The organism is Fontimonas sp. SYSU GA230001 (assembly GCF_040066175.1).
GTDB lineage: Bacteria > Pseudomonadota > Gammaproteobacteria > Nevskiales > Nevskiaceae > Solimonas.
The window spans coordinates 1-23953 of record NZ_JBEAAM010000025.1; the positions used below are offsets into that span (position 1 = coordinate 1).

General features: G+C 67.6%; 23 protein-coding genes and 2 tRNA genes. 1 reads left to right on the forward strand and 24 read right to left on the reverse strand.

Features of this window, described 5'->3' with window-relative positions; all coding sequences use genetic code 11:
* Positions 1-135: 135 nt before the first annotated feature.
* The 7 genes from AAG565_RS12710 to surE all read right to left on the reverse strand — a co-directional run bounded on the left by AAG565_RS12710 (position 136) and on the right by surE (position 3799).
* Positions 136-212: transfer RNA gene (locus tag AAG565_RS12710), tRNA-Asp, on the reverse strand.
* A gap of 59 nt (positions 213-271) precedes the next feature.
* Positions 272-347, reverse strand: a tRNA-Val gene (locus tag AAG565_RS12715).
* A 58-nt stretch (positions 348-405) separates the two neighbouring features.
* Complete coding sequence (locus AAG565_RS12720; RefSeq protein WP_348819983.1) at positions 406-678, reverse strand: HU family DNA-binding protein; 273 nt, start codon at positions 676-678, stop codon at positions 406-408.
* Positions 679-1027: 349 nt separating this feature from the next.
* The gene (locus AAG565_RS12725; protein WP_348819984.1) at positions 1028-1807 is read right to left on the reverse strand and encodes a peptidoglycan DD-metalloendopeptidase family protein; all 780 of its coding nucleotides are present in this window, start codon (positions 1805-1807) and stop codon (positions 1028-1030) included.
* A complete protein-coding gene (locus tag AAG565_RS12730; protein ID WP_348819985.1) occupies positions 1807-2385 on the reverse strand; it encodes a YqaA family protein in 579 nt (192 codons plus the stop codon). The genes AAG565_RS12725 and AAG565_RS12730 overlap by 1 nt, the downstream gene beginning before the upstream one ends.
* Positions 2385-3050: a protein-L-isoaspartate(D-aspartate) O-methyltransferase gene (locus tag AAG565_RS12735; protein WP_348819986.1), complete on the reverse strand. Its 666-nt coding sequence runs from the start codon at positions 3048-3050 to the stop codon at positions 2385-2387. Before AAG565_RS12735 ends, AAG565_RS12730 begins: the two co-directional genes overlap by 1 nt.
* A gap of 2 nt (positions 3051-3052) precedes the next feature.
* Entirely contained in the window at positions 3053-3799 is a 747-nt protein-coding gene (gene surE / locus AAG565_RS12740; RefSeq protein ID WP_348819987.1) for a 5'/3'-nucleotidase SurE, read from the reverse strand.
* 200 nt (positions 3800-3999) lie between these two features.
* Here surE and AAG565_RS12745 point away from each other — a divergent pair, with 200 nt between their 5' ends.
* Positions 4000-4488, forward strand: a complete 489-nt coding sequence (locus AAG565_RS12745; protein ID WP_348820038.1) for a Smr/MutS family protein — start codon at positions 4000-4002, stop codon at positions 4486-4488.
* 3 nt (positions 4489-4491) lie between these two features.
* Here the strand turns inward: AAG565_RS12745 and AAG565_RS12750 are convergent, their stop codons facing one another.
* The 17 genes from AAG565_RS12750 to bamA form a co-directional block, all read right to left on the reverse strand.
* A complete protein-coding gene (locus tag AAG565_RS12750) occupies positions 4492-5145 on the reverse strand; it encodes a TetR/AcrR family transcriptional regulator (protein ID WP_348819988.1) in 654 nt (217 codons plus the stop codon).
* Positions 5146-5177: 32 nt separating this feature from the next.
* Entirely contained in the window at positions 5178-5663 is a 486-nt protein-coding gene (gene ispF, locus AAG565_RS12755; RefSeq protein WP_348819989.1) for a 2-C-methyl-D-erythritol 2,4-cyclodiphosphate synthase, read from the reverse strand.
* A complete protein-coding gene (gene ispD, locus AAG565_RS12760) occupies positions 5660-6343 on the reverse strand; it encodes a 2-C-methyl-D-erythritol 4-phosphate cytidylyltransferase (RefSeq protein ID WP_348819990.1) in 684 nt (227 codons plus the stop codon). The genes ispF and ispD overlap by 4 nt, the downstream gene beginning before the upstream one ends.
* A 234-nt stretch (positions 6344-6577) precedes the next feature.
* On the reverse strand, positions 6578-6856 hold the full coding sequence (locus AAG565_RS12765; RefSeq protein WP_348819991.1) for a septum formation initiator family protein: 279 nt from the start codon (positions 6854-6856) through the stop codon (positions 6578-6580).
* 4 nt (positions 6857-6860) lie between these two features.
* Positions 6861-8156 (reverse strand): phosphopyruvate hydratase, encoded by a 1296-nt coding sequence (gene eno / locus AAG565_RS12770; RefSeq protein ID WP_348819992.1) that lies wholly within the window; start codon positions 8154-8156, stop codon positions 6861-6863.
* Between the two features lie 19 nt (positions 8157-8175).
* Positions 8176-9009: a 3-deoxy-8-phosphooctulonate synthase gene (kdsA, locus tag AAG565_RS12775; protein WP_348819993.1), complete on the reverse strand. Its 834-nt coding sequence runs from the start codon at positions 9007-9009 to the stop codon at positions 8176-8178.
* A gap of 100 nt (positions 9010-9109) precedes the next feature.
* Positions 9110-10798, reverse strand: a complete 1689-nt coding sequence (locus tag AAG565_RS12780; RefSeq protein ID WP_348819994.1) for a CTP synthase — start codon at positions 10796-10798, stop codon at positions 9110-9112.
* 43 nt (positions 10799-10841) lie between these two features.
* Positions 10842-12155 (reverse strand): tRNA lysidine(34) synthetase TilS, encoded by a 1314-nt coding sequence (tilS, locus tag AAG565_RS12785; RefSeq protein ID WP_348819995.1) that lies wholly within the window; start codon positions 12153-12155, stop codon positions 10842-10844.
* A gap of 4 nt (positions 12156-12159) precedes the next feature.
* The gene (locus tag AAG565_RS12790; RefSeq protein ID WP_348819996.1) at positions 12160-13122 is read right to left on the reverse strand and encodes an acetyl-CoA carboxylase carboxyltransferase subunit alpha; all 963 of its coding nucleotides are present in this window, start codon (positions 13120-13122) and stop codon (positions 12160-12162) included.
* 1 nt (position 13123) lies between these two features.
* Positions 13124-16744, reverse strand: coding sequence for a DNA polymerase III subunit alpha (dnaE, locus tag AAG565_RS12795; RefSeq protein WP_348819997.1), 3621 nt, complete (start codon positions 16742-16744; stop codon positions 13124-13126).
* Between the two features lie 5 nt (positions 16745-16749).
* Positions 16750-17406, reverse strand: coding sequence for a ribonuclease HII (locus AAG565_RS12800; RefSeq protein ID WP_348819999.1), 657 nt, complete (start codon positions 17404-17406; stop codon positions 16750-16752).
* On the reverse strand, positions 17403-18599 hold the full coding sequence (gene lpxB / locus AAG565_RS12805) for a lipid-A-disaccharide synthase (RefSeq protein ID WP_348820000.1): 1197 nt from the start codon (positions 18597-18599) through the stop codon (positions 17403-17405). The genes AAG565_RS12800 and lpxB overlap by 4 nt, the downstream gene beginning before the upstream one ends.
* Positions 18600-18694: 95 nt before the next feature.
* On the reverse strand, positions 18695-19471 hold the full coding sequence (lpxA, locus tag AAG565_RS12810; RefSeq protein ID WP_348820001.1) for an acyl-ACP--UDP-N-acetylglucosamine O-acyltransferase: 777 nt from the start codon (positions 19469-19471) through the stop codon (positions 18695-18697).
* Between the two features lie 4 nt (positions 19472-19475).
* Positions 19476-19937 carry a 3-hydroxyacyl-ACP dehydratase FabZ gene (gene fabZ / locus AAG565_RS12815; RefSeq protein ID WP_348820002.1) on the reverse strand — a complete coding sequence of 154 codons (462 nt, stop codon included), beginning with the start codon at positions 19935-19937 and terminating at the stop codon, positions 19476-19478.
* Entirely contained in the window at positions 19930-20991 is a 1062-nt protein-coding gene (gene lpxD, locus AAG565_RS12820) for a UDP-3-O-(3-hydroxymyristoyl)glucosamine N-acyltransferase (RefSeq protein WP_348820003.1), read from the reverse strand. Before lpxD ends, fabZ begins: the two co-directional genes overlap by 8 nt.
* 98 nt (positions 20992-21089) lie before the next feature.
* Positions 21090-21593 (reverse strand): OmpH family outer membrane protein, encoded by a 504-nt coding sequence (locus tag AAG565_RS12825; RefSeq protein WP_348820005.1) that lies wholly within the window; start codon positions 21591-21593, stop codon positions 21090-21092.
* Positions 21594-21639: 46 nt separating this feature from the next.
* Entirely contained in the window at positions 21640-23943 is a 2304-nt protein-coding gene (gene bamA / locus AAG565_RS12830; RefSeq protein ID WP_348820006.1) for an outer membrane protein assembly factor BamA, read from the reverse strand.
* Positions 23944-23953 lie beyond the last annotated feature (10 nt).

Sequence of the window (23953 nt, forward strand, 5' to 3'; positions counted from 1 at the left end):
GTCAGTCACCCTCCCGCAGTTGCGCTTCGCTTGGCTTACTGTGGCCAGCTCACCGGAGGACTTACACCTCCAAGACTGCGCACGTGCCGGGCGCACAAAGCGAAAGGCGCCTTTCGGCGCCTCTCGGTGAAACATTGGCGGAGCGGACGGGACTCGAACCCGCGACCCCATGCGTGACAGGCATGTATTCTAACCGACTGAACTACCGCTCCGACGTTTACATCCGTTGAACAAACGCGGCATCGATGCCGCGGGATTCAAAACGACCAATTGGTGGGTGCTGACGGGCTCGAACCGCCGACATTCGCCTTGTAAGGGCGACGCTCTACCAGCTGAGCTAAGCACCCCGATTCCGGGCTATCGACGGCTTGCCGAGCGACCAGCAACCCCACGCAGCAAAGACCGTTACTTTATCATGTCCTTGAGCGCCTTGCCAGCCTTGAAGGCCGGCGTCTTGCTCGCCTTGATCTTGATGGTGGCACCGGTTTTCGGATTGCGGCCCTGGCGCGCAGCACGCTCGCGCACCATGAAGGTGCCAAATCCCACCAGCGAAACCTTGTCCCGCTTCTTGAGCGCCTTGCCGACGACCTCGAACAGGGCGTCGACCGCACGACCGGCATCGGCCTTGGACAGATCGGCCTTGTCGGCGATCGCATTGATCAGCTCAGTCTTGTTCATCTATTGCATCCCCTCAAAGTAGGTGGCGTGTAGCCGGATGATTCGAACCCTTGGCGCGTATCCCGAGGATGCGTCCGTCTCGGCCAGGCACTGACGGCGCATCGCACTCTGCTCACAACCGCGTGAACGATGGACCCGCATCCGGACAGCGCCACCGATGCACCGTGCTCCTGCGCGAGCGCACGGCCGCATTCGTTCGGAATGTGGGTTGCGGCGCTTTATAACAAGCGGGTTTTGGAGCGTCAACAAAATGCGCGCGCAGGGAAAAAACGAGTGAAACTTTCCACGCCGACTGGGTGTTGATCCTGATTGACGTGCCCGGCGATGCACGACCGGAAGCGTCGAGAACTCAGCGGCTCGATGCCGTTTTCGTCGGCAGCTTGTCGGCCGGATTGATCGGCCGGCCCTTGCGGCGAATCTCGAAATGCAGCAGCGGCCTGTTCTCGGGGCCGCGTCCCATCTCCGCGATCGGCTGTCCGGCGGTGACGACATCGCCTTCCTTCACATGCCGTGTGCGGTTGTAGCCGTAGGCGGAAAGGTAGATGTCGTCGTGCTTGATGATGATGAGCTCGCCGTAGCCCTTGAGTGCGTTGCCGCTGTACACGACGCGCCCCGGCGCCGCGGCCACGACCGGCTGCCCCTCGACGCCGCCGAAGTCCAGGCCGCGTGCCCCGCCGTTGCCATAGGCGCGCACGACACCGCCCGCCGTCGGCCACACCCAGGCGTAGCTCGACGCCGGCTCGACGCCATCGTCGGGCGGCGGCATGTCCGACGGCGGACTGTCCGGGACCACGGCGCGCGGCCTGCCGATATCCACGTCGTCCATGCCGACGGACTCGATTTCGCCGTTGATCCGTTTCGGCTTGGGCGAAGCGGGCGGCGGCTTGAGCCGCAACACCTGCCCGACGCGGATCAGATAATCGGAGCCGATGCCGTTCCAGCGCGCCAGCTCGCGGTAGTCGAGATTGTTGCGAAAGGCAATCGAATACACCGTGTCGCCGCGCACGACCTGATACTCGTCCGCGGCGAGCCGCGGCGGCGGCGGTGCGGCCTGATCTTCCCAGCTCGACCAGCCGGCGCAGCCTGCGGCGAGCACGGCGCTCGCCACCAGCAGACACCGCAGTCCCATCACCCACGCACGAACCATAGACCGACACCCACCAGAACCAGGACACACCATCCGATCACATCGACATACGGCCGCAGCCGGGGTTCCACGCGCGGTCCCAGCGCACGCACCAGCGCGGCGACCAGGAAGAAGCGCGCGCCGCGGCCGATCACCGAGGCAACCACGAACGGCAGCAGCGCCATCTGCGCCGCCCCCGCCGAGATCGTGAAGATCTTGTACGGGATCGGCGTGAAGCCGGCAATGAACACCACCCAGACGCCGTACTGCTCGAACCATTGCGCCGCCGTCCGATACGCCGCCAGATAGCCCCATCGTTCGATCAATGGAAGAACCACGTCGAGCACGAAATATCCGATCGCATAGCCGATCAGTCCGCCGGCGACCGAGGCCAGCGTCGTCAGCAGGGCCAGGAACGCCCAGTCGCGCGGGCGCGCCAGGGTCATCGGCACCAGCATCACGTCCGGCGGCAGCGGGAAAAACGAGGACTCGGCGACGCTCACCGCGCCCAGATACCAGCGCGCATGCGGATGACGCGCAGCGGCGAGCATCCAGTCGTACACGGGTGCAAAGACGCGCATCAGCCCTTGCCCGGCAGCAGCGGGACGAAACTCACGCGGCCCAGGTCCGCCTCGCGGATGCCGGCACCGCGCCGCTCGATCAGGCGCAGCGACTGCGCGCCCTGCAATCCGACGGGGATGACCATGCGGCCGCCGGGCGCGAGCTGCTGGACCAGCGCTGCCGGGACGGCCTCCGTGCCGGCCGTGACGAGGATGCCGTCGTAGGGTGCGTAGGGCAGCCAGCCGTTCATGCCATCGGCGTAGCCGAAATGGATGTTGCGATAATGCAGTGCCGACAGGCGACGGCGCGCCTGCTCGGATAGCGACTTGAGACGCTCGACCGTGAACACGGTCGGCACCAGTTCGGCCAGCACCGCGGTCTGATAGCCGGAGCCGGTGCCGATCTCGAGGACGCGCTGCGGCTTGCGCCCCTTGAGCAGCACCTGGGTCATCAGCGCAACGACGTAGGGCTGCGAAATCGTCTGCGCGTGGCCGATCGGCAGGGCGCTGTTCTCGTAGGCGCGGTTCTTGAGCGCGTCATCGACGAAGTCGTGGCGCGGCACCTTGGCGATCGCGGCGAGCACGCGCTCGTCGTCGATACCGAGCCTGCGCAGCTCATCGACCAGCCGCTGCTGACCGCTGCTGGGCGCGCTCGTCGCGGCCAGCGTGCGTGGATGCCGCGGCATCGTCATAGCGCCTTGGCCCATCCGCTCAACTGTTCGAGCGCGGCGTGGCGCGTCAGATCGACCAGCAGCGGCGTGATCGCCACGCGGTTGTGCGCGATCGCGTGGAAATCCGTGCCCGGCCCGCAATCCGATTCCGGCCCCGCGGCTCCGATCCAGTAGATCGTGCGGCCGCGCGGATCGCGCGCTTCGAAAACCTGCTCCGCGCGATGCCGGTTGCCCAGGCGCGTCACTTCGAAGCCCTTGAGTTCGTCCCAAGGCACGTCGGGCACGTTGACGTTGAGGATCGTGTCGCCCGGCAGCGGCGCCGCCTCGAGGCGCTCGACCAGGCGCATGGCCACGCGCGCCGCCGTTTCGAAGTACCGCGGCGTGATCGAGACGCAGGAAATCGCGATCGCCGAGTAACCCAGGTGGCGCCCCTCCATCGCCGCGGCCACGGTCCCGGAATACAGCGTATCGTCCCCGAGGTTGGCTCCGGCATTGATGCCGGAAACCACCATGTCGGGCTGGTCGCCGAGCAAGCCGGTCAGCGCCAGATGCACGCAGTCGGTGGGCGTTCCATCCACGCACAGCGTGCCGTCGGCGTGCTGCTGCACCCGCAGCGGATTGAGCAGTGTCAGCGAATTGCTGGCGCCGCTGCGGTTGCGGTCGGGCGCCACGACGGTGACCTGGTGTCTCGCGCGCAGATGGTCGCGCAGGCACAGCAGCCCCGGGGCCGTGCAGCCATCGTCGTTGGAAAGCAGGATCTTCATGCGGGAAGCCGATTTGCGTCAGTTTACCGGCTTTTGCGGCTTATCATGGACGCATGAACAGCAGGAAGCGTCCGCCCTTGCGGGACGTCGGCGCCACGGATGGCGCCGGCCCCCGCAGGGCGCACGGCCCTTCCGTGGATGACGTCGGCTCACACGGTACGCACGCCACCGACGAGGATCTTCACCTGTTCCGGCTGGCCATGCACGACGTGCGCCGGCACGTTCCGGCGGCGCGTGCGGACACCAGCGGACCCCGTCCCGACGCACGCCCGCGCAGCCGCGAGGCGGACGACGCCGAAGTGATGCGCGAACTGCTGCTCGATCCCGACCCGGAGCTGCTGGAACACGGCGAAACCTTGCAGTACCGCGCACCCGGCGTGCAGGACGGCGTGTTGCGGCGCCTGCGCCGCGGACACTACCGCATCGAGCGCGACCTCGACCTGCACGGCCACAACCGCGACCAGGCACAGCGCGCGATCCTCCGCTTTCTCGCCGATTGTCGGGATCGCGACCTGCGCTGCGTGCGCATCGTCCATGGCAAGGGCAACCGCTCGCCCAACAGCGGACCGGTGCTCAAGCGCCTGCTCGATGGCTGGCTGCGCAAGCGCAAGGACGTACTGGCCTTCTGCAGCGCGCGCGCAGTGGATGGCGGCAGCGGTGCGATCTACGTGCTTCTGCGCAAGGGCTGAGACTCACGGCAGCGGACCGCGCTCGCGCGCGAACCGCGCCGGATTCAGTTCCAGCGCGAACTGGTCGAGCAGGCGGTGGAAACGGCGCACCCCCAGCAGTCGTGCCAGTTGCAGTCCGCCTTGCAGTGCGGCGCTGAGTTCGACCGCCTTGTCGAGGGCATCGCCGTTGAACTGCACTACGCCGTCGCGGCGGCCCTGATCGAGCGTGTCCGCGAGCCAGCGGTGGATGTCCTGCATCAGCAGGCGCACCTGCAGCCGCATGGCCTCCGGCAATGCGCAGAATTCCGCGGCCAGCGCACCGCCCGGACACAGGCGGCTCTCGCCGTCGTCCGGCGACTGGAGATAGTCGAGGTGCAGCGCGAAGTAGGCCTGCAGCCGCAGCCAGGCATCGCCGGTCGCCGGGAGCGTCTGCGCCCACGCGTGGAAGCGGCTGCGGAACCGCTGAACCAGCGCGGTGCCGAGGTCTTCCTTGCTCGGAAAGTGGTAGTGGATCGCGGCGTTGCGGATCCCGAGCTGGACCGCGATGTGCTGGTAGGCGAACCCGCCGAAGCCCCGTCGCTGCAGCAGCTCCTCGGCGCAGGCCAGAATCGCGTCGCGCGTATCGCGGCGTCCGCCGCCAGCCTTCTGCCGGGACTCTCGTCGATCACTGTGCAGCATGTGCGGAGTCTATACCCCGCACCCCGGCAGGGTCAGCGCGCCTGCAGCAGCACGACCGCGTGGGCGGACAGCCCCTCCTTGCGGCCGACCGCGTCCATGCCTTCGTTGGTGGTCGCCTTGATGTTCACGCAGCACGGCTCGACGCGCAGATCCGCGGCGAGCGCCTCGCGCATCGCCGCGACATGAGAAGCGACTCTGGGCACCTGCGCGATCAGGCTCAGGTCGGCGTTGACCACGGCATAGCCGGCCGCATCGACGCGGCCCATGACCTCGGCGAGCAGGCGCCGGCTGTCGATGCCGCGGTACTGCGGATCGGTGTCCGGGAACAGCCGGCCGATGTCGCCGCCGCCGATCGCACCGAGCAAGGCGTCGCAGAGTGCATGGATCAGCACGTCGCCATCGGAATGGGCGACGATGCGGTACGGACAGGCGATGCGCACACCGCCCAGCGTGACACCGTCACCGGCCTCCAGGCGGTGCGTGTCGAAGCCGTGGCCGATGCGCAGGGGCGCGCTCATGGCTGCAGCTCCTGCTGCGCCAGCCAGAACTCGGCCAGACGCAGGTCTTCGGGGAATGTCACCTTGATGTTCGATTCCAGCCCGCGCACGAGCCGCGGCTTGTAGCCGGCGCGTTCCATCGCGCCCGACTCGTCGGTGATCTCCAGGCCGTGGCTGGAACACTCCCGCAGCGCGTCCATCAGCAGATCGAGACGGAACAGCTGCGGCGTCTGCGCGCGCCAGTAGAACGCGCGGTCCACGGTTTCGGCCACGCGCCCCTGCTTGCCGCGCTTGAGTGTGTCCGTCACCGGCAGGGCCAGCAGACCGCCATGGCGGTCGTCCGCTTCTTCCTGCAGGCGCTCGATCTCCGCGTAGGTCACGCAGGGCCGCGCGGCATCGTGGACCAGCACGTGGACCTCGCGGAATGCCCGGCTGCGCTCGGCGACCCGCTGCAGCCCGGACAGCACCGATTCGGCGCGCGCCGCACCGCCGACCGCGGTGAGGATGCGCGGATGGCGCGCGATCGGCAGCTTGGCGAACTCCGTGTCGTTGCGGGCCAGCACCAGCACGACACCGTCGATCCACGGCAGATCGAGAAACGGCGCGACGCTCCACTCGAGCAGGGCCCGCCCGCGCAACGGCAGGTACTGCTTGGGCTTGTTGAGACCCATGCGCGTGCCGCCACCGGCGGCAGGAATCACGGCCCAGTATCGGGATGTTTGCGCCACGCCGGATTATCCAAGCGGCAGCGCGGCGTTCGTCCCCGGCACCTTGCCGGGGGCCCTGACAGCGGCGGATCGAGCGTTCACGGTGGCCGCTGCAGTAAGCCCAGGCATGGTCCACTGCAGTGTTCCGGCCAGACTGCGCACCGCATCGCAGCGGTCATCCGGCGGGCGGCAGCGCGTCACGGGTCGATGCTTCATGAGGCCGGATCACTACGGATTGACGACCAGATAGAAGGTCTCGTCCTTGCGGATCATGCCCAGCGTCGTGCGTGCGCGTGCTTCGATGGCCGCGACACCCGACCCCAGGTCGCGGACCTCGGCGTCCAGCGCGGCATTGCGCGCACGCAACCGGTCGTTCTCGGCATGGATCGCCGCCGCCGCCTGCTTGAGACGGTGCGTGTGCGACACGCCGCCGTCGGCAATCCACAGGCGCCACTGCAAGCCCAGCAGCAGCACCCCGAGGATGGCGACGGCGGCGCGGGTGGTCACGCCCTCACACGTCCACCGGAAACGCGGATTTGCCCGGATAGCGCGCACGCGCACCCAGCTCGCGTTCGATGCGCAGCAGCTGGTTGTACTTGGCCATGCGGTCGGACCTGCACAGCGAACCGGTCTTGATCTGCGTCGCCGTGGTGCCGACGGCGATGTCGGCGATCGTCGCGTCCTCGGTTTCACCGGAACGGTGCGAGACGACGCTGGTGTAGCCGGCGTCGGTCGCCATCTGGATCGCGTCGAGCGTCTCGGTCAGCGTGCCGATCTGGTTGGGCTTGATCAGGATCGAATTGGCGATGCCCTTGGCGATGCCCTCGGCGAGGATCTTCGTGTTGGTGACGAACAGATCGTCGCCGACCAGCTGCACCTTCTTGCCGAGCTTGTCCGACAACACCTTCCAGCCCTTCCAGTCGTTCTCGGCGCAGCCATCCTCGATCGAGATGATCGGGTACTTCGCGCACAGGCCGGCCAGGAAATCGGCGAATTCCTCCGACGTGAACGAGCGGCCTTCACCATGCAGGTGATACTTGCCCTTCTCGTAGAACTCGCTGGATGCGACGTCCAGGCCCAGGTAAATGTCTCTTCCCGGCTTGTAGCCGGCCTTCTCGATCGCTTCCAGCAGACAATCGAGGGCGGCGGCATTGGATGGCAGGTTCGGCGCAAAGCCGCCCTCGTCGCCGACGGCGGTGTTGAGCTTGCGATCCTTCAATACCTTCTTGAGCGTGTGGAACACCTCGGCACCGTAACGCATCGCATCCGAGAAGCTGTTCGCGCCGACCGGCAGGATCATGAACTCCTGGATATCGACGTTGTTGTCGGCATGCGCGCCACCGTTGATGACATTCATCATCGGCACCGGCAGGGTCACGCTGGAAATGCCGCCGAGGTGGCGGAACAGCGGCAGGAAGTTCTCGTCGGCCGCGGCCTTGGCCGTGGCCAGCGAGACCGCGAGGATCGCGTTCGCGCCGAGCTTCGACTTGTTGTCGGTGCCGTCGAGCTGGATCATCGTGCGATCGACCCGCCCCTGGTCCTGCGCGTCGAGGCCGATCACCGCCTTGGCGATCGCGGTCTCGACGTTCTTCACCGCCTTCTGGACCCCCTTGCCCAGATAGCGGGCGCGCCCCTTGACCGGCGCGCCGTCGCGCAGTTCCACCGCCTCGCGCGTGCCGGTCGAGGCGCCGGATGGTGCCGCGGCGCGGCCGCTGGCGCCGGACTCCAGTTCGACGAGGGCCTCGACGGTCGGGTTGCCGCGCGAGTCGATGATTTCCAGGGCGGTGACTTTGACGATCTTGGACATGCGGGAGGTTTTCGGATTCTTACTTGAGTTGATCTTCGAGCAGGCCGTTGCGCTTGACCAGGCGGTCGAGCTCGACCAGCGTCGTCAGCAGCGACTCGGCGTGTTGCAGCGGCAGGGAATTGGGACCGTCGCAGAGCGCGGAATCCGGGTTCGGATGCGTTTCCATGAACACGCCGGCGACACCGGCGCCGACCGCCGCGCGCGCCAGCACCGGGATCATCTCGCGCATGCCGCCCGAGGCCGTGCCCTGCCCGCCCGGCAGCTGCACCGTATGCGTCGCGTCGAACACCACCGGGGCGTACTTGCGCATGATCGCCAGGCCGCGCATGTCGGCGACGAGATTGTTGTAGCCAAAGGAGAAGCCACGCTCGCACAGCAGGAACTGGTGCGGCGCGACCGCCGTCATCTTGTCGATGACGTTGCCCATCTCCCAGGGCGACATGAACTGGCCCTTCTTGACGTTGATCGGCCGGCCGGTGCGGGCGACGTTCTGCATGAAATTGGTCTGGCGGCACAGGAAGGCCGGCGTCTGGATCACGTCGATCACCGCCGCGACCTCGGCCAGCGGCGTGTCCTCGTGCACGTCGGTCAGCACCGGCACGCCGATCTGCTTCTTGACCTTCTCCATGATCTTCAGGCCGCCTTCCAGGCCCGGACCGCGATAGCTCTTGTGCGAGCTGCGGTTGGCCTTGTCGAACGAACCCTTGAAGATGTAGAGGATGCCGAGCTTCTCGGCGATCGGCTTGATGTGGCCGGCGACGTCCAGTGCCAGCTGCTCGGACTCGAGCGTGTCCGGCCCGGCGATGACGAAGATCGGGTTCAACCCGCCGATGTCTCTTCCAAGGAGTTTCACTGGCACACCTCTTTTGTCCTGCGTCTGTCAGCCCTTCGCCGTGAAACGATGCACGCCTCCCGCACCCATGGTCCTGCGGACCAGCGCCGTGTCGGCGTGCTCATGCCACTTTCGCCGGTGCAGCCTGCGCCTCGATGCCCGGCTGATGCGCCAGGTGGTGTTCGCGCGCCGCTTTGACGAAGCCCTCGAACAGCGGGTGGCCATCACGGGGCGTCGATGTGAACTCCGGATGGAACTGGCAGCCGATGTAGAACGGGTGATTCGGCAATTCGACCATCTCGACCAGCTCGTTGTCGACCGACTCGGCGACCACGTCCAGGCCCGCGGCGATCAGGCGATCCTTGTAGTTGTTGTTGAACTCGAAGCGGTGCCGGTGACGTTCGCTGATCACTTCGGCGTTGTACAGCGCCCGCGACTTCGAACCGGCCTTGAGTCGGCACGCCTGCGAACCCAGGCGCATCGTGCCGCCCTTGTTGGATTCGAGCGTGCGCGTGTGCATGCGTCCGTCGGCATCGCGCCACTCGGTGACCAGCGCGATCACCGGATGCGGCGTCTTCGGATCGAACTCGGTGCTGTGCGCGCGCTCCAGTCCGCAGACATTGCGCGCGTACTCGATCACCGCGACCTGCATGCCCAGGCAGATGCCGAGATAGGGGATGCGGTTCTCACGGGCGAAGCGCGCCGCGAGGATCTTGCCTTCGATGCCACGTTCGCCAAAGCCGCCGGGCACGAGGATCGCGTCCGCGCCCTGCAGCGCGCGCAGGCCCTGGGTCTCCAGCGTCTCCGACTCGACGTAGCGGATCTTCACCCGCGTGCCGGTGTGCAGGCCGGCGTGGTGCAGGGCCTCGTTCAGCGACTTGTAGGCATCGGCCAGATCGACGTACTTGCCGACCATCGCGATCTGCACTTCGGTATCGGCCGAGGTCCGCGCCTCGACCAGACGCTCCCAGGCCGACAGGTCGGGCTGACGGCACTCGAGATGGAAGTGCTGCACGACGAGATCGTCCAGCCCCTGCTGGTGCAACCAGGCCGGGATGCGGTAGATGTCGTCCACGTCCACGGCGGCGATCACCGCCTTGTACGGCACGTTGGTGAACAACGCGATCTTGCGCCGCTCGCCGTCCGGCAACGGCCGCTCGGTGCGGCACACCAGGATGTCCGGCTGGATGCCGATGCCGCGCAGCTCCTTGACCGAATGCTGCGTCGGCTTGGTCTTGAGCTCGCCGGACGCCTTGACGAAGGGCACCAGCGTCAGGTGCATGTACAGCGCGCGCTCGCGGCCCAGTTCGGCCCCCATCTGGCGGATCGCCTCGAGGAAGGGCAGCGATTCGATGTCGCCGACCGTCCCGCCGATCTCGACGATGCAGATGTCGGCGCCGGCTGCGCCCTTGAGGACGTTCGACTGGATCTCGTCGGTGATGTGCGGGATGACCTGCACGGTCTTGCCGAGATAGTCGCCGCGGCGCTCCTTCTCCAGCACGTTGCGATAGACCTGCCCGGTGGTCAGGTTCGAGTAGCGCGTGGTCTTGCCGCGCAGGAAGCGCTCGTAATGACCCAGGTCGAGGTCGGTTTCGGCGCCATCCTCGGTGACGAACACCTCGCCGTGCTGGAACGGGCTCATCGTGCCGGCATCGACGTTGATGTAGGGATCGAGCTTGATCATGCTGACCTTCAAGCCCCGCGACTCGAGGATCGCGCCCAGCGAGGCTGCGGCAATGCCCTTGCCGAGCGAGGACACCACCCCCCCGGTAACGAAGATGAATCGCGTCTGCTGCGGCGCGTCGGGCATGGCGGAGGGGCAAGCGGTGGGTTTGGTGAATTTTACGTGAAGCTCAGGCTGGCGGCACAGTCCCCGCCGGCGCCCAGCCCGGCAGCGCGTGCGTCCACACGAAGCTGAGCCCGAGCCGGGCCGCGGTGGCGCTGCGCCAGCGGTCGCCCACGGCGATCAATTCGCCGCCGCGGTACACCAGCGGCATGCGGCGGCGCACCCAGGTCGGCACGTCGGCTTCCTGCCACAGGTTCTTCAGCGTGCGCCGGTGCGCCGCACCGTCCGGCCGCAGCTGTTCGCCGCCGGCGGCGAAGCGCACCTGGACGTCGGCGCCCGGCACGCGACTGCAGCGCAGTTCACCGCAGCCGGCCGGCAGCACGATGCGCCGCCGCCGTGGCCATCGTTCGACCGTGCCGCGTGCAGGCGCCGGGGGCAGACGGCGCATCAGGAACAGCCGGTCACGATGGCGGCGCGCCTCGCCGTCGCCATGGGCGAGCACCGGCTCCGCGTCCGCGCGGGCACCGAGCACTTCGCGCTCGAGCCGCTCGAACCAGCCCGCGTCGGGCGGCGGCAGCCCGACTGCCCGCCACTGGTGATAGAGCAGATTGCGGCGCCGCTCGGCATCGAGCTGCACCAGGCCGGTGATCGACAGCCCGCCGCGATCGGCGAGGCGCGCCGCGTCTTCGGTGGCCAGCGAGGCCAGCAGGGACTCCGCTGCGCGCGCCTGCCGGCCGAGCCGCACCAGGCTGTCGGCCGCCGCGGGAAAGTGCCGCAGCAGCCGTGGCAGGACTTCCTGGCGCAGGAACCCGCGCGCATAACGCGGGTCACCGTTGTGCGGATCTTCGATCCATGCCAGGCGCTGCGCCTCGGCATAGGCCCGCAGCTCGCTGCGCGGAACGTCGAGCAAGGGCCGCCACAGCCGCCCCGGTCCCAGGGGCTCGACCTCGCGCATGCCGCCGAGGCCGGCGATGCCCGTGCCGCGCAAGGCCCGGAACAGCACCGTCTCGGCCTGGTCGTCGCGCTGATGCGCGGTCACCAGCACGTCACCGGGTTCGAGCAGTCCGGCGAGCGCCGCGTAGCGTGCGGCACGCGCCGCCGCCTCCGGCCCTTCGCCGCACGGCCGGACTTCCACACGCAACACGCGCAACGGCACGCCCAGTTCACGGCACACGCGCCGGCACTGCCGCGCCCAGTCGTCGGCCGCGGCTTGCAGACCGTGGTGGACATGCACGGCGTGCAGCGGGCGCAGCGCGGCGGTCTTGAGCAGGTGCAGCAATGCCACCGAGTCACCGCCACCGCTGAACCCGACCCACAGGCGGCGGGCGTGGACTGCCGCGGCCGCGTCTCTCAGCCGCTCGGCGAGTCCGCGCCCGTTCACAGGCTCAGTGCGCCGTCGTGAACGCGCCGTAGCCCATCAGGCGCTCGTAGCGCGTGGACAGCAGCTTGGCTATCGGCGTGTGGCACAACCGTTCGAGGTTGCCCTTCAGCTTCTGCTTGAGGGTGTTCATCATCGCCGCCGGATCGCGGTGCGCGCCGCCGAGCGGCTCGGGCACGATCTCGTCGATCAGCTTGTGGGCGTAGAGGTCATCGGCGGTGATGCGCATCGCCTCTGCGGCCTCGGCGGCACGGCCGGCGTTCTTGAACAGGATCGACGCGCAGCCTTCCGGCGAGATCACCGAGTAGATGCTGTACTGGAGCATCATGACGTGATCGGCGACGCCGATCGCCAGCGCGCCGCCGGAGCCGCCCTCGCCGATCACCGTCGCCAGCACCGGGGTGCGCAGCCGCGACAGCTCGAACAGATTGCGCGCGATCGCCTCCGACTGGTTGCGTTCCTCCGCACCGATGCCGGGATACGCGCCCGGCGTGTCGATGAAGGTCAGGATCGGCAGATTGAACTTCTCGGCGAGCTTCATCAGCCGCAACGCCTTGCGGTAACCCTCCGGCTTGGGCATGCCGAAGTTGCGGTGCACGCGCTCCTTGGCGTCGCGCCCCTTCTGCTGCCCGATCACCACCACGGCGCGACCGTCGAGGCGCGCGACTCCGCCGACGATGCTCGGATCGTCCGCGAAATGGCGGTCGCCGTGCAGTTCCTCCCATTCGGTGAACAGGGTCTTGACGTAGTCGAGCGCGTAGGGGCGCTGCGGATGCCGGGCCAGCTGCGCGACCTGCCAGGGCGTGAGCTTCTTGAAGATCTGCTCGGTCAGCTCCTGGCTCTTGACCTGCAGGCGCTCGATCTCCTCGGTCAGGTTGACGCCCGAGCCCGAGGTCGAGAAGCGCAGTTCCTCGATCTTTTGCTGCAGTTCCGCGATCGGCTGCTCGAAGTCGAGATAATTCAGATTCATGTCATTCGTCGTCGAAGGCGCCGGCTGCGGCCTGAGCGAAGCGGCGCTCGCTGACCGGAGCCACGTATTTGCGGAAGCTGACTTTAGCGCAGTCGCGGCCGGCCAGCTGCCGCAGCTGCAGCATCAGCTCGTCATCGACCCGCACCCGCCACGCCCCTGGCAGTTCCAGCGCACAGCGCGCCTTGGCGTTGGCGTAGTGGACGACGATGGCCGCGCCGTCCGGCAGGCGCCGCGGCGCCAGCAGTCGGCGCAGCGCCATCACGTCGGACACCGGCTTGCGCCATTCCAGATCGAGGCGCTGCGCGTAGTCGCGCAGCACCTGATCGAGACTGAAAAACTCCGGCACGTACAGGCGCGGCTCGGGGTCCCGGCCATCGCGCGCCGGCGCAAGGCCGATCTCGGCGATCAGAAACACCAGGCTGTCGGCCTTGACGAACGCCTGGTAGCGGGCGAACGCCTCGGCGTCGATCCAGCACGACAGTTCCTGGCCGTGGTCCTCGACGGTGACCTTGTAGCTCGCACGCGCCGAACGCCCCTCGGCGGCGCCGTCGCCCTTGAAGAAGCGCACGTCCTTGACCCAGGCCGCGAACATCAGCTTGCTGCGCGGCTGCCACACCGGCCTGCCGTCCGCGCCGACCGGCGCCGCACCGGCCTGCGTCTGCGCCTTGACCAGATCGGGCAGCCGTCCGCTGCAGACGGCATCGATGAGTTCGCGGTGCGCGTCGATCGGATGCCCCGACTGATAGAACCCCAGCGTTTCGCGCTCGCGCGCGAGGCGCTCGCGCTGCGGCCACTCCGCATCGATCTCGGCTTCGACCTGCGCGGGACCACTGCTTGACGACGACGACGTCGCCAGGCCGAACAGATCCACCTGGCCGGAGCTGGCGCTTTGCGCCGCCGCTTCGGCGAGCTGCAGCGCCCTGGGCAGCGTCTTGTACAGGCTCGCGCGGTTGAGGCCGAAACCGTCGAGCGCGCCGGAGAAGATCAGCGCCTCGAGCACGCGCTTGTTGGCCTTGCGCGTGTCGATGCGCCGGCAGAAATCGAACAGATCACGAAACCGGCCGTGCGCCGCACGCTCGGCGAGGATGCCTTCGAGCGCGCCCTCGCCCACGCCCTTGATCGCGCCCAGTCCATAGCGGATCTGTCCCGGTGACGGCACGGTGAAGCGGATGCTGCTCTCGTTGATGTCCGGTGGCAGCACCGTCAGTCCCATCCGCAGACACTCCTCGCGCATGCCGACGACGGTGTCGGTGTGCGCCATTTCGCAGGACATCACCGCGGCCATGAACTCGGCCGGATAATGCGTCTTGAGCCATGCGGTCTGGTAGGAGACCAGCGCGTACGCGGCGGCATGCGACTTGTTGAAGCCATAGTCGGCGAACTTGGCCATCAGGTCGAAGATCTCGTTGGCCGTGTCGATCCCGACCTGCCGCTGCGTCGCACCCTGCACGAAGATGTCGCGCTGCTTGTCCATCTCCGCCTTGATCTTCTTGCCCATCGCGCGGCGCAGCAGGTCCGCGCCGCCGAGCGTATAGCCGGCGAGCTGCTGCGACATCTGCATCACCTGCTCCTGATAGACGAAGATGCCGTAAGTCGGCGCGAGCACCGGTTCCATGTCCGGATGCAGATACGCGACCTTGGCGTCGCCGCGCTTGCGCGCGCAGTATTCCGGGATCAGCTCCATCGGCCCCGGCCGGTACAGCGACACCAGCGCGATGATGTCCTCGAAGGTGTCCGGCTTGAGGTCCATCGATGCGCGCTGCATGCCCGGCGATTCCATCTGGAACACCGCGGTGGTGCGGCCGCTGGCGTAGAGCGCGTACGTCTGCGCATCGGTCAGCGGCAGCTTGAGCACGTCGAGCGGCCGGCCTTCCTTGCGGCTGATCGTGTCCACCGCTTCCTGGATGATCGTCAGCGTCTTGAGGCCGAGGAAGTCGAACTTGACCAATCCGACCGACTCCAGGTCCTTCATGTCGAACTGCGTGCGCATGCCGCTGCCGCCGGCTTCGCAGTACAGCGGCGCGTAGTCGGTCAGCGGCCGCGGCGCGATGACCACGCCGCCGGCGTGCACGCCGACGCCGCGTGTCACGCCTTCGAGCGCCAGGCCCAGATCGAGCACCGCGCGGGTGTCGTCCTCGGTCTCGTAGCGGCGCTTGAGTTCGGGCACCGAGTCGAGCGCATCGACCAGCGTCGCGCCCGGCGTGCCGGGCACCAGCTTGGCGATCGAGTCGCCGAAGCCGTAGCCGTGGCCGAGCACCCGCGCCACGTCGCGGACCACGCCGCGCGCCGCCATCGTCGCATAGGTGATGATCTGGCCGACGCGGTCACGGCCATACTTGTGCGTGACGTACTCGATCACGCGGTCGCGGTTGTCCATGCAGAAATCGACGTCGAAGTCGGGCATCGACACGCGCTCCGGGTTGAGGAAGCGCTCGAACAGCAGGTTGTACGGCAGCGGATCGAGGTCGGTGATACGGATCGCGTAGGCGACCAGCGAGCCGGCGCCCGAGCCGCGTCCGGGACCGACCGGGCAGCCATGCGTCTTCGCCCACTGGATGAAGTCCGACACCACCAGGAAGTAACCGGCGAAGCCCATCTTCTCGATGATGCCCAGCTCGTAATCGAGCCGTTTGCGATAGTCATCTTCGCTCCCCGACAGGCCGGTGCCTGCTCGCAGTTCCTCGAATCGCTCGCCGAGTCCTGCGTGCGCGCGCGCGCGCAACCAGCTGTCAGCCGTATGTCCCTCGGGCACCGGAAAGTTGGGCAGGTGATACGGCGGCGCGAACTTCAGCGTCAGCGAACAGCGCCGCGCGATCTCCACCGCGTTCGCCAGCGCTTCCGGGATGTCCGCGAACAACGCGGCCATCTCGTCGGCGGTCTTGAGGTACTGCTCCTCGGTGTAATCGCGCGGCCGCTTTTCGTCACCGAGCACGCGCCCCTGCGCAATGCACACGCGCGCCTCGTGTGCCTCGAAATCGGCACGTTCGAGGAAGCGCACATCGTTGGTCGCGACCACCGGCACGCCACTGTGCCGCGACAGTGCGCAGGCCGCGGCGACCCAGTCCTCGTCGCCGGGGCGTTGGCATCGCGTGATCTCCAGGTACAGGCGCTGCGGGAACACGGCGCGCAACGCGGCCAGGCTGTCGAGCGCCGGGGCCACCTGGTCGGCCAGCGCCGCACGGAACACCGCGCCCTCGCGGCCGGTGAGCGCGATCAGGCCGGCCGCGTGCGCCGCCAGCCACTCCCAGCGGATCAGCGGCTGGCCGCGCGACTGGCCTTCGGTATAACCCAGCGAGATCAGGCGCGCGAGATTGCCGTAGCCCTCGTCGTTCTGCACCAGCAGCGTGAGCCGCTCGGGCGGCTCCTGGGGCGTGCGTTCCTCCAGCCACAGGTCGGCGCCGATGATCGGCTTGATGCCGGCCGCTTCGGCCGCCTTGTAGAACTTCACCATCGCGAACAGGTTGTTGCGATCGGTGATCGCCACCGCCGGGAACTTCAGCTCGGCCGCGCGCGAGGTCAGCGTCGCACCGACACCGCCGCCCTTGCGCTTGGGCGGCTCGACGCGAACGATGCCGTCGATGAGCGAGAACTCGGTGTGGACGCGCAGGTGAACGAAGGACATGGAGGCTACGCCTCCGTGGGAATGGGGAAACATGAATCGGGTATCGCAGAAGCCAAAGCAGCTCGATCCTGCGCTTTGACGATGCCCGATTCCCCATTGCCGATTCCCGGCAGTGCGAGCTGCCTGCACGGCGCGAAGCTCATGCGATGCTGCACGCTCGGCCCGCAGCGCCGCAGCGCGGCCAAGTGATCCGGCGTGCCGTAGCCCTTGTGACGGGCGAAGCCGTAGGCGGGGAATTCGGCGTCGAGGCGGATCAGCTCCCGGTCGCGCGCGACCTTGGCGAGGATGCTGGCCGCCATGATCGCCGGTTCCAGCGCGTCGCCGCCGACGATCGTGCGCACCCGGCACGACAGACGCGGCGCCTGGTTGCCGTCGATCCAGACCTCCGTCGGTGCGATCGGCAGGCCGGCGATGGCTCGCTGCATCGCCAGGAAGGTCGCCTGCAGGATGTTGACGCGGTCGATCTCCGCGACGTCGGCGCGCGCGATGCACCAGCCGGCAGCCTGCGCGCAGATCACGTCGAACAAGCGCTCGCGCCGCACCGCTGAGAGTTTCTTCGAGTCGTTCAGACCCTCGGGTACCGCCTCACCGAACATCACCGCGGCGGCATAGACCGGCCCGGCCAGACAGCCCCGCCCCGCCTCATCGACGCCTGCGATCATCGCGTACCCGACTCCGCCACTGCGGCCGTCGATTGTAGTGGCGTTGACAGGACGCCCAGAATCGCCTCGGCGGCACGGCGTCCCGCGTCGCGCCGCAGCCGCGCGCGCACGTCGGCGAACTGCGCCAGCTGGTGCTGCCGGGCCGCGGGATCCTGCAGCAGCCTCAGGACCTGTTCCCCCAAGGCCGCCGGCCGCGCTGCATCCTGGAGCAGCTCCGGCACCACCGGCTCGGCGCACAGCAGATTGGGCAGACTGACGTACCGCGTCTTCAGCAGCCCGAGCGTCAGCATCAGGAACGCCGTCAGCGCCGAGCCCCGGTAGGCGACGACCATCGGCCGGCCGACGAGCAGACACTCCAGCGTCGCCGTGCCGGACGCGAGCAGCACCGCGTCGCCGGCCCGCATCGCCGTGCGCGAGTCGCCATCGATGAGTCGCCAGGGCACGTCCGGGGCGTGGGCGCGGATCGCCGCTTCGATCGGCGCGCGCAGCGCCGGCTTGGCCACCGGCGTGACGAAGCGGATCCCGGGCACGCGTCGGTGCAGCCAGTGCGCTGCCCGGGCGAACGGTTCGGCGAGATAGCGGATCTCGCCGCCGCGGCTGCCGGGCATCACCGTCACCAGTGGTCCTGTCGTATCCAGTGCGAGCTGCTGCCGGGCTTGTTCGAGGCTGACACTGTCGTCCAGCTCGTCGGCCAACGGATGACCGACGTACTCCGCACGCACGTGGTGCTGCGCGTACCAGGCCGGCTCGAAGGGGAACAGACAGAGAATGCGCTCGACGGCTCGCGCGATGGTCTTGACGCGCCCGGCGCGCCAGGCCCAGACCGTCGGGCTGACGACGTGCACGGTGCGCAAGCCGCGCGCGCGCAGGCGCAGTTCGAGACCGAGGTTGAAATCCGGCGCGTCGATGCCGACGACGATGTCGGGGCGGTCGCGCAACAGGCGCTGGACCAGCTCGCGCCGGAAGCGCAGCAGATGCGGCAGCTCGCGCAGCACCTCGGCCAGCCCCATCACCGACAGCGCGTCGATCGACGCGATCGCCTCGCAGCCCGCCGCGACCATGCGCGGACCGGCGACGCCGTAGCAGTGGATGTCAGGTCGCTGCGCCTTCAGTGCCGCGACGATCGCGCCGCCGAGGATGTCACCGGAAATTTCACCGGCAACGAATGCGACAGTGGGCCGCTCAGTTGTCACGGAACCGGCCCGTGACCCCGACCCCCGGCGTTCGCCGGGCAGGAACTGCCACGGGCAGCGTCTGGAATCTCCGCCTCACGCCTCACGCCTCACGTTCAACGCGCCAGCGCGCGCTTCGAGCCTTCGATGAAGGCCAGCATGCGGCCGACGTGCACCGAGTCTTGCGCCATCTCGGCGAGCTTGAGTTTGACCTCGCCCATCAGCAGGCCCGAGGTGTAGATCAGCTTGTACGCATCCTTGACCCGTTCGATCTCCTCCGGCGAGAACCCGCGCCGCTTGAGTCCTTCGCTGTTGATGCCGCGCGGACGGGCCGGATGGCCTTCGGCGATCACGTACGGCGGCAGGTCGCGGAGCACCACCGAGCCGCCGCCGGTGTAGGCCGATGCGCCGATGCGGCAGAACTGGTGCACGAGCGTGTAGCCGCCCAGACCGACGCCGTCCTCGATCGTGACATGCCCGGCGAGCGTCGCACCGTTGGCCAGGATCGTGTGCGATCCGACGATACAGTCGTGCGCGATGTGCGCCTGCGCCATGATCCAGTTGTGATCGCCGACCTTGGTCAGGCCCTGGTCCTTGAGCGTGCCGCGCTGGATCGTCACGTACTCGCGGATCGTGTTGCCGTCGCCGATCTCGACGCGCGTCGCGTCCTCGTGTTTCGCGGTCTTGTCCTGCGAGATCTCGCCGAGCGACGCGAACTGGAAGATCCGGTTGCCGCGACCGATCGTCATCGGTCCGCGCAACACCACGTGCGGACCGATCCAGGTGTCGGCGCCGATGCGCACACCGGCATCGATGATCGAATACGGGCCGACCTCGACGCTGGCATCCAGCTCAGCCTTCGCGTCGATGATCGCAGTGGGATGGATGCGCACGGGATCAGTCCTCCTGGGCCGAGCGCTGCGTGTGCTTGAGCACGCACATCATGTCCGCGCAGCAGGCCAGCTCGCCTTCGACCGTGGCCTGCGCCTTGAACTTCCACAAGTCCCGCTTCTGCTTGTCCAGCTCGACGCGAAAGCGCAGCTGGTCGCCAGGGACGACCGGCCGCTTGAAGCGGCACTCGTCGATGCCCGCGAAGTACAGGATCAGTCCGTCGTTCTTGCTCAGGCCCGACTTCTGGATGGCGAGGATGCCGCAGGCCTGCGCCATCGCTTCGAGCAGGATCACACCCGGCATCGTCGGCAAACCCGGAAAATGGCCGGGAAAATACGGCTCGTTGAAGGTGACGTTCTTGATCGCGTTGAGCACGCGCCCCTCGTCCTCGATCGACAGCACGCGATCGACCAGCAGGAACGGGTAGCGGTGCGGCAGCAGCTGCAGAATTTCCCGGATATCAAGCATCGTCCTGACCTTCGTCCGACTCCGTGGTGGATGCGCCCAGACCCAGGCGGCGCTCGACCGACCTGAGACGCTCCTCGAGCTTGCCGAGCCGGCGGATACGCGCGACGGTCCTGCGCCACTCGCGCGCCTCGTCGAGCGGCAGGCCGGAGCCGTAGACGCCCTTGTGCAGGATCGATCCGGTAACCATCGCCCGCCCCAGGAGGACGACATCATCGGCGATCTCGATGTGCCCGGCGATGCCGGCGGCGCCGCCGATCATACAGCGGCTGCCGATGCGCGTACTGCCGGCGATGCCGGTGCAGGCGGCGATTGCGGTGTGCGCACCGATACGGCAGTTGTGCGCGATCATGATCAGGTTGTCCAGGCGCACGCCGTTCTCGATCACCGTGTCCTCGATCGCGCCGCGGTCGATGCAGGTGTTGGCGCCGATCTCGACGTCGTCGCCGACGATCACCGTGCCGAGCTGCGGCACCTCCTCCCAGCCGTCCGGTCCGCGCGCATTGCCGAAACCTCGGCCGCCGACGACGGCGCCCGGCTGGATCTGGCAGCGCAGGCCGATGCGCACGCGCGGTCCGACATAGACACTGGCGACCAGACGGCTGCCGTCGCCGACCTGCGCATCGCGCCCGACCACGCAGTTGGGCCCGACGAACACGCCCGCGCCCAGACGCGCGCCGCCTTCGATCACCGCACCCGGCCCGACGTGGCAGCCGGCGCCGAGCCGTGCGTCGGCGGCGACACTGGCGCGCGCATCGACACCCGGGGTGAAATCCCGGTCGGGATCGAACAGCCGCGCGATGCGCGCGTAGGCCAGATACGGATCCTTCGCCACCAGCCCGGGCGTCGTCAGTCCGGCCCGGTCGCGCTCACCGACGATCACCGCGCCGGCGCGGGTCTGCGCCAGGCTCGCACGCAGCTTGGGATTGGACAGGAACGACAGGCGGCCGGGCTGTCCGGGCAGCAGGGTGCAGACGCCGTCCACCGTGGCGCCGCCATCGCCGACCGCGTCCAGACCAAAGCGCTCGGCGAGCTCCTGAAGGCTCCAGGCTTTCATGTTGCGGATTTCCATCGCTCACGAAAAAGGCCGGGCGCCAGCATAGCGAGTCCCGGCCTTCGATGGGTGGCATGCGGGCGAGCCTGCCCGCAGCCGGACTACTTGGCCGCCTGCAGGCGCTTGAGCACTTCGTCGGTGATGTCGATGCCCGCTTCGGCATACACCGGATTCTCGATCACCAGCCCGACACCCTTCTCCTTGGCGACCTGCTCGATGACGCCCTTGATCTTGGTCATCATGTCGGCGAACAGCTGACGCTCGCGCGTCGCGCGCTCTTCCTGGAACTGGCGCGTCTTGTACTCCAGGTCGATCTTGCGCGTGTTGAGATCCTTCTCCTTCTTCGCGCGGTCGGCGGCCGACAGCAGCTCGGCTTCCTTCTGGAAGCTCTTCACGTCCTCGCCGAACTTCTTGGCTTCGGCCTCGAGTTCGTTGGCGCGGCGCTCGAACTCCTGCTTCATCTTGTCCTGCCCGGCCTTGAACTGGGGCGACTGCTGCACCAGCTCGTTGGAACGGATCGCAGCGATCTTGGTCTCGGCGTAGGCCGGCACGGCGGCGAACAGGGACGCCGTCAGCGCGGCGGCGGCAAGCGCGGTCTTGAACATCTTTTCGTCTCTCTCTCGATGATGCTTGGTTGAGTTCCGGCTCCGGTCAGAAACCGGAACCGAAGGTGATCTGGAAGCGGTCGGTGCGATCGCTGCTGACCGCGTTCAGCGGATAGGCATAGCTCATCTGCAGCAGACCCAGGAACGGCGTGAACCAGGCGAAGGCCAGGCCGGCCGACTGGCGCAGCTCTGCGAACTCGAAATCGCCCGGCGTGGCGAACACGTTGCCGATGTCGAAGAATGCCGACAGGCGCGTGGACTTGCCGTCGCTCTCGATCGGCAGCGGAATGATCAGCTCCGCCTGCCCGGTGGTGCGCAGGTTGCCGCCGATCGGGTTGCGGAACGGCGTGTCGAGCGGTCCGAGCGAGCCGTCGCGATAGCCGCGCACCGTGCGCGGGCCGCCGGCGTAGAACTTCTCGTAGGGCGGCACCTCGTCGCTGCTGTGGTAGCCATCGACGTAGCCGATCGAGCCGCTGAACTGCATCGTGAAGCTGTACGGCAGCGCCATGTAGTACTGGCCGCGGTACAGCGCGTTGAAGTACTCGAGGTCGCTGCCCGGGATGGCGAGGTCGATGTTGAAGCTGTGCAGCGCGCCCCGGGTGGCGAAGAACGTGCGGTTGCGCGAGTCGTAGCTGATGCCGGTGCGCGCCTGCAGCGTCCCGTAGCGCGTGCCGTTGCGCACGACGAATTCGAGCACTTCGTCGGAGGTCGTGCCCGGGAAGGTCTCCAGCGCCACTTCCTCGTAACCGAAGCCGGCGCGCAGCGACACGAACTCCGACAGCGGAATGCCGTAGGTCAGGTTGGCGCCAACGATGTTCGAATTGAATCCCGACGAGTAGCGGATCACCGACTCCGACTCGCGATAGAACACCGACACCGACTGGCTGATGCCGTCCTCGGTGAAGTACGGATCGGTCCAGCCGAGGTTGATGCTGCGCGAGATCGTGTTGTTCTCGACCGACAGATCGAGCCGGTTGCCGGTGCCGAGGAAGTTGGTGTGCGTCAGGCTGCCGGTGACGAGGAAGCCCTGCGCGCCGGAATAGCCGACGCCGAACTGCACCGAGCCCGGCGGGCGCTCCTTGACCTTGAAGCGGATATCGACGAGGTCGTCGGAGCCGGCGACCGGCTGGGTCTCGACCTCGGCCTCCTCGATGAACGGCAGGCGCGCGAGACGCACGCGCGAACGCTCGACCGCCGACTTCGAGAACGGCGCCGCCTCCAGCTGGCGCATCTCGCGGCGCAGCGTCTCGTCGTTGGTGCCGGTGTTGCCGGAGAAACTGATGCGGCGCACGTAGGCGCGCTTGCCGGGTTCGATGTAGTAATTGATGCCGACGCGGCGGTTCTCCTCGTCGATCTCCGGAATCGGCGTGACCTGGGCGAAGGCGTAGCCGATGTCCGACAGTGCCGCCTCGATGCGGTTGGCCGATTCGGTGGCTTCCTTGCGCGAGAAGGTGTCGCCGGCGCGCGTCGTCGTCAGCGCTTCGAGATAGCGCTCGTTGAGGATCGTCTCCCCGGAGAAGCGGCGGTCCTTGACCTTGTAGATCTCGCCTTCCTCGACATTGACGGTGACGTAGATCGACTCCTTCTCCGGCGTCAGCGCGACCTGCACCGAGCGCACGTTGAACTTCAGATAGCCGCGATCCTGGTAGTACGACTGCAGCTTCTCCAGATCACCGACCAGCTTCTGCTTGGAGTAGCGGTCGGAGCGCTGGAACGGCACCCAGCTGGTCGCCTCGAGCTCGAACTGCTTCTTCAGCTCGTCGTCGCTGAAAACCGTGTTGCCGATGATGTTGATGTCCTTGATCTTCGTCACGCGGCCTTCGGTGACGTCGATCTTAAGGCTCACGCGGTTGTTCGGCTCCTCGGTCACCTTCGGATCGATGGCGACGTCGTAGTAGCCGTTGGCGTAATACTGGCGGCGCAGCTCCTGCTCGACCTGGTCGAGCAGCTCGCGGCGGAACAGCTCGCCTTCGGCCAGACCCAGGTTCTTCAGCGATTGCTTGAGTTCGTCGCCGCCGATCTTGTCGTTGCCCTTGATCTCGAACTTGGAGATCGCCGGGCGTTCCTGCACGCGGATCACCAGCGCATCGCCGTCGCGTTCGAGCTGCACGTCCTGGAACAGGCCGGAGGCGTACAGCGACTGGATCGCCTGACGGGAAGTCGCGGCGTTGAGCTGATCGCCCACCGCCAGCGGCAGGTAGGTCAGCACGGTGCCGATTTCCAGGCGCTGCAGGCCCTCGGCACGGATATCGCTGATCCTGAACGGCTCGAACGCATGCGCCCGGGCGGTCAAGGCGAGGGCAGCGACCGCACAGACCAACGCGGTCTTCGGATACTTGAGTGTGCTCACCGGGATGGAT

Excerpts from the sequence above, each read along its gene's own strand:
- AAG565_RS12735 (WP_348819986.1), bottom strand. The coding sequence starts at position 3,050 with ATGCCGCGGCATCCACGCACGCTGGCCGCGACGAGCGCGCCCAGCAGC.
- AAG565_RS12790 (WP_348819996.1), bottom strand. The coding sequence starts at position 13,122 with ATGAATCTGAATTATCTCGACTTCGAGCAGCCGATCGCGGAACTGCAG.
- AAG565_RS12745 (WP_348820038.1), top strand. The coding sequence starts at position 4,000 with ATGCACGACGTGCGCCGGCACGTTCCGGCGGCGCGTGCGGACACCAGC.
- dnaE (WP_348819997.1), bottom strand. The coding sequence starts at position 16,744 with ATGTCCTTCGTTCACCTGCGCGTCCACACCGAGTTCTCGCTCATCGAC.
- AAG565_RS12750 (WP_348819988.1), bottom strand. The coding sequence starts at position 5,145 with ATGCTGCACAGTGATCGACGAGAGTCCCGGCAGAAGGCTGGCGGCGGA.
- AAG565_RS12730 (WP_348819985.1), bottom strand. The coding sequence starts at position 2,385 with ATGCGCGTCTTTGCACCCGTGTACGACTGGATGCTCGCCGCTGCGCGT.
- AAG565_RS12825 (WP_348820005.1), bottom strand. The coding sequence starts at position 21,593 with ATGTTCAAGACCGCGCTTGCCGCCGCCGCGCTGACGGCGTCCCTGTTC.
- AAG565_RS12800 (WP_348819999.1), bottom strand. The coding sequence starts at position 17,406 with ATGATCGCAGGCGTCGATGAGGCGGGGCGGGGCTGTCTGGCCGGGCCG.
- eno (WP_348819992.1), bottom strand. The coding sequence starts at position 8,156 with ATGTCCAAGATCGTCAAAGTCACCGCCCTGGAAATCATCGACTCGCGC.
- lpxD (WP_348820003.1), bottom strand. The coding sequence starts at position 20,991 with ATGAAAGCCTGGAGCCTTCAGGAGCTCGCCGAGCGCTTTGGTCTGGAC.
- fabZ (WP_348820002.1), bottom strand. The coding sequence starts at position 19,937 with ATGCTTGATATCCGGGAAATTCTGCAGCTGCTGCCGCACCGCTACCCG.
- ispF (WP_348819989.1), bottom strand. The coding sequence starts at position 5,663 with ATGAGCGCGCCCCTGCGCATCGGCCACGGCTTCGACACGCACCGCCTG.
- AAG565_RS12780 (WP_348819994.1), bottom strand. The coding sequence starts at position 10,798 with ATGCCCGACGCGCCGCAGCAGACGCGATTCATCTTCGTTACCGGGGGG.
- AAG565_RS12725 (WP_348819984.1), bottom strand. The coding sequence starts at position 1,807 with ATGGGACTGCGGTGTCTGCTGGTGGCGAGCGCCGTGCTCGCCGCAGGC.
- AAG565_RS12720 (WP_348819983.1), bottom strand. The coding sequence starts at position 678 with ATGAACAAGACTGAGCTGATCAATGCGATCGCCGACAAGGCCGATCTG.
- surE (WP_348819987.1), bottom strand. The coding sequence starts at position 3,799 with ATGAAGATCCTGCTTTCCAACGACGATGGCTGCACGGCCCCGGGGCTG.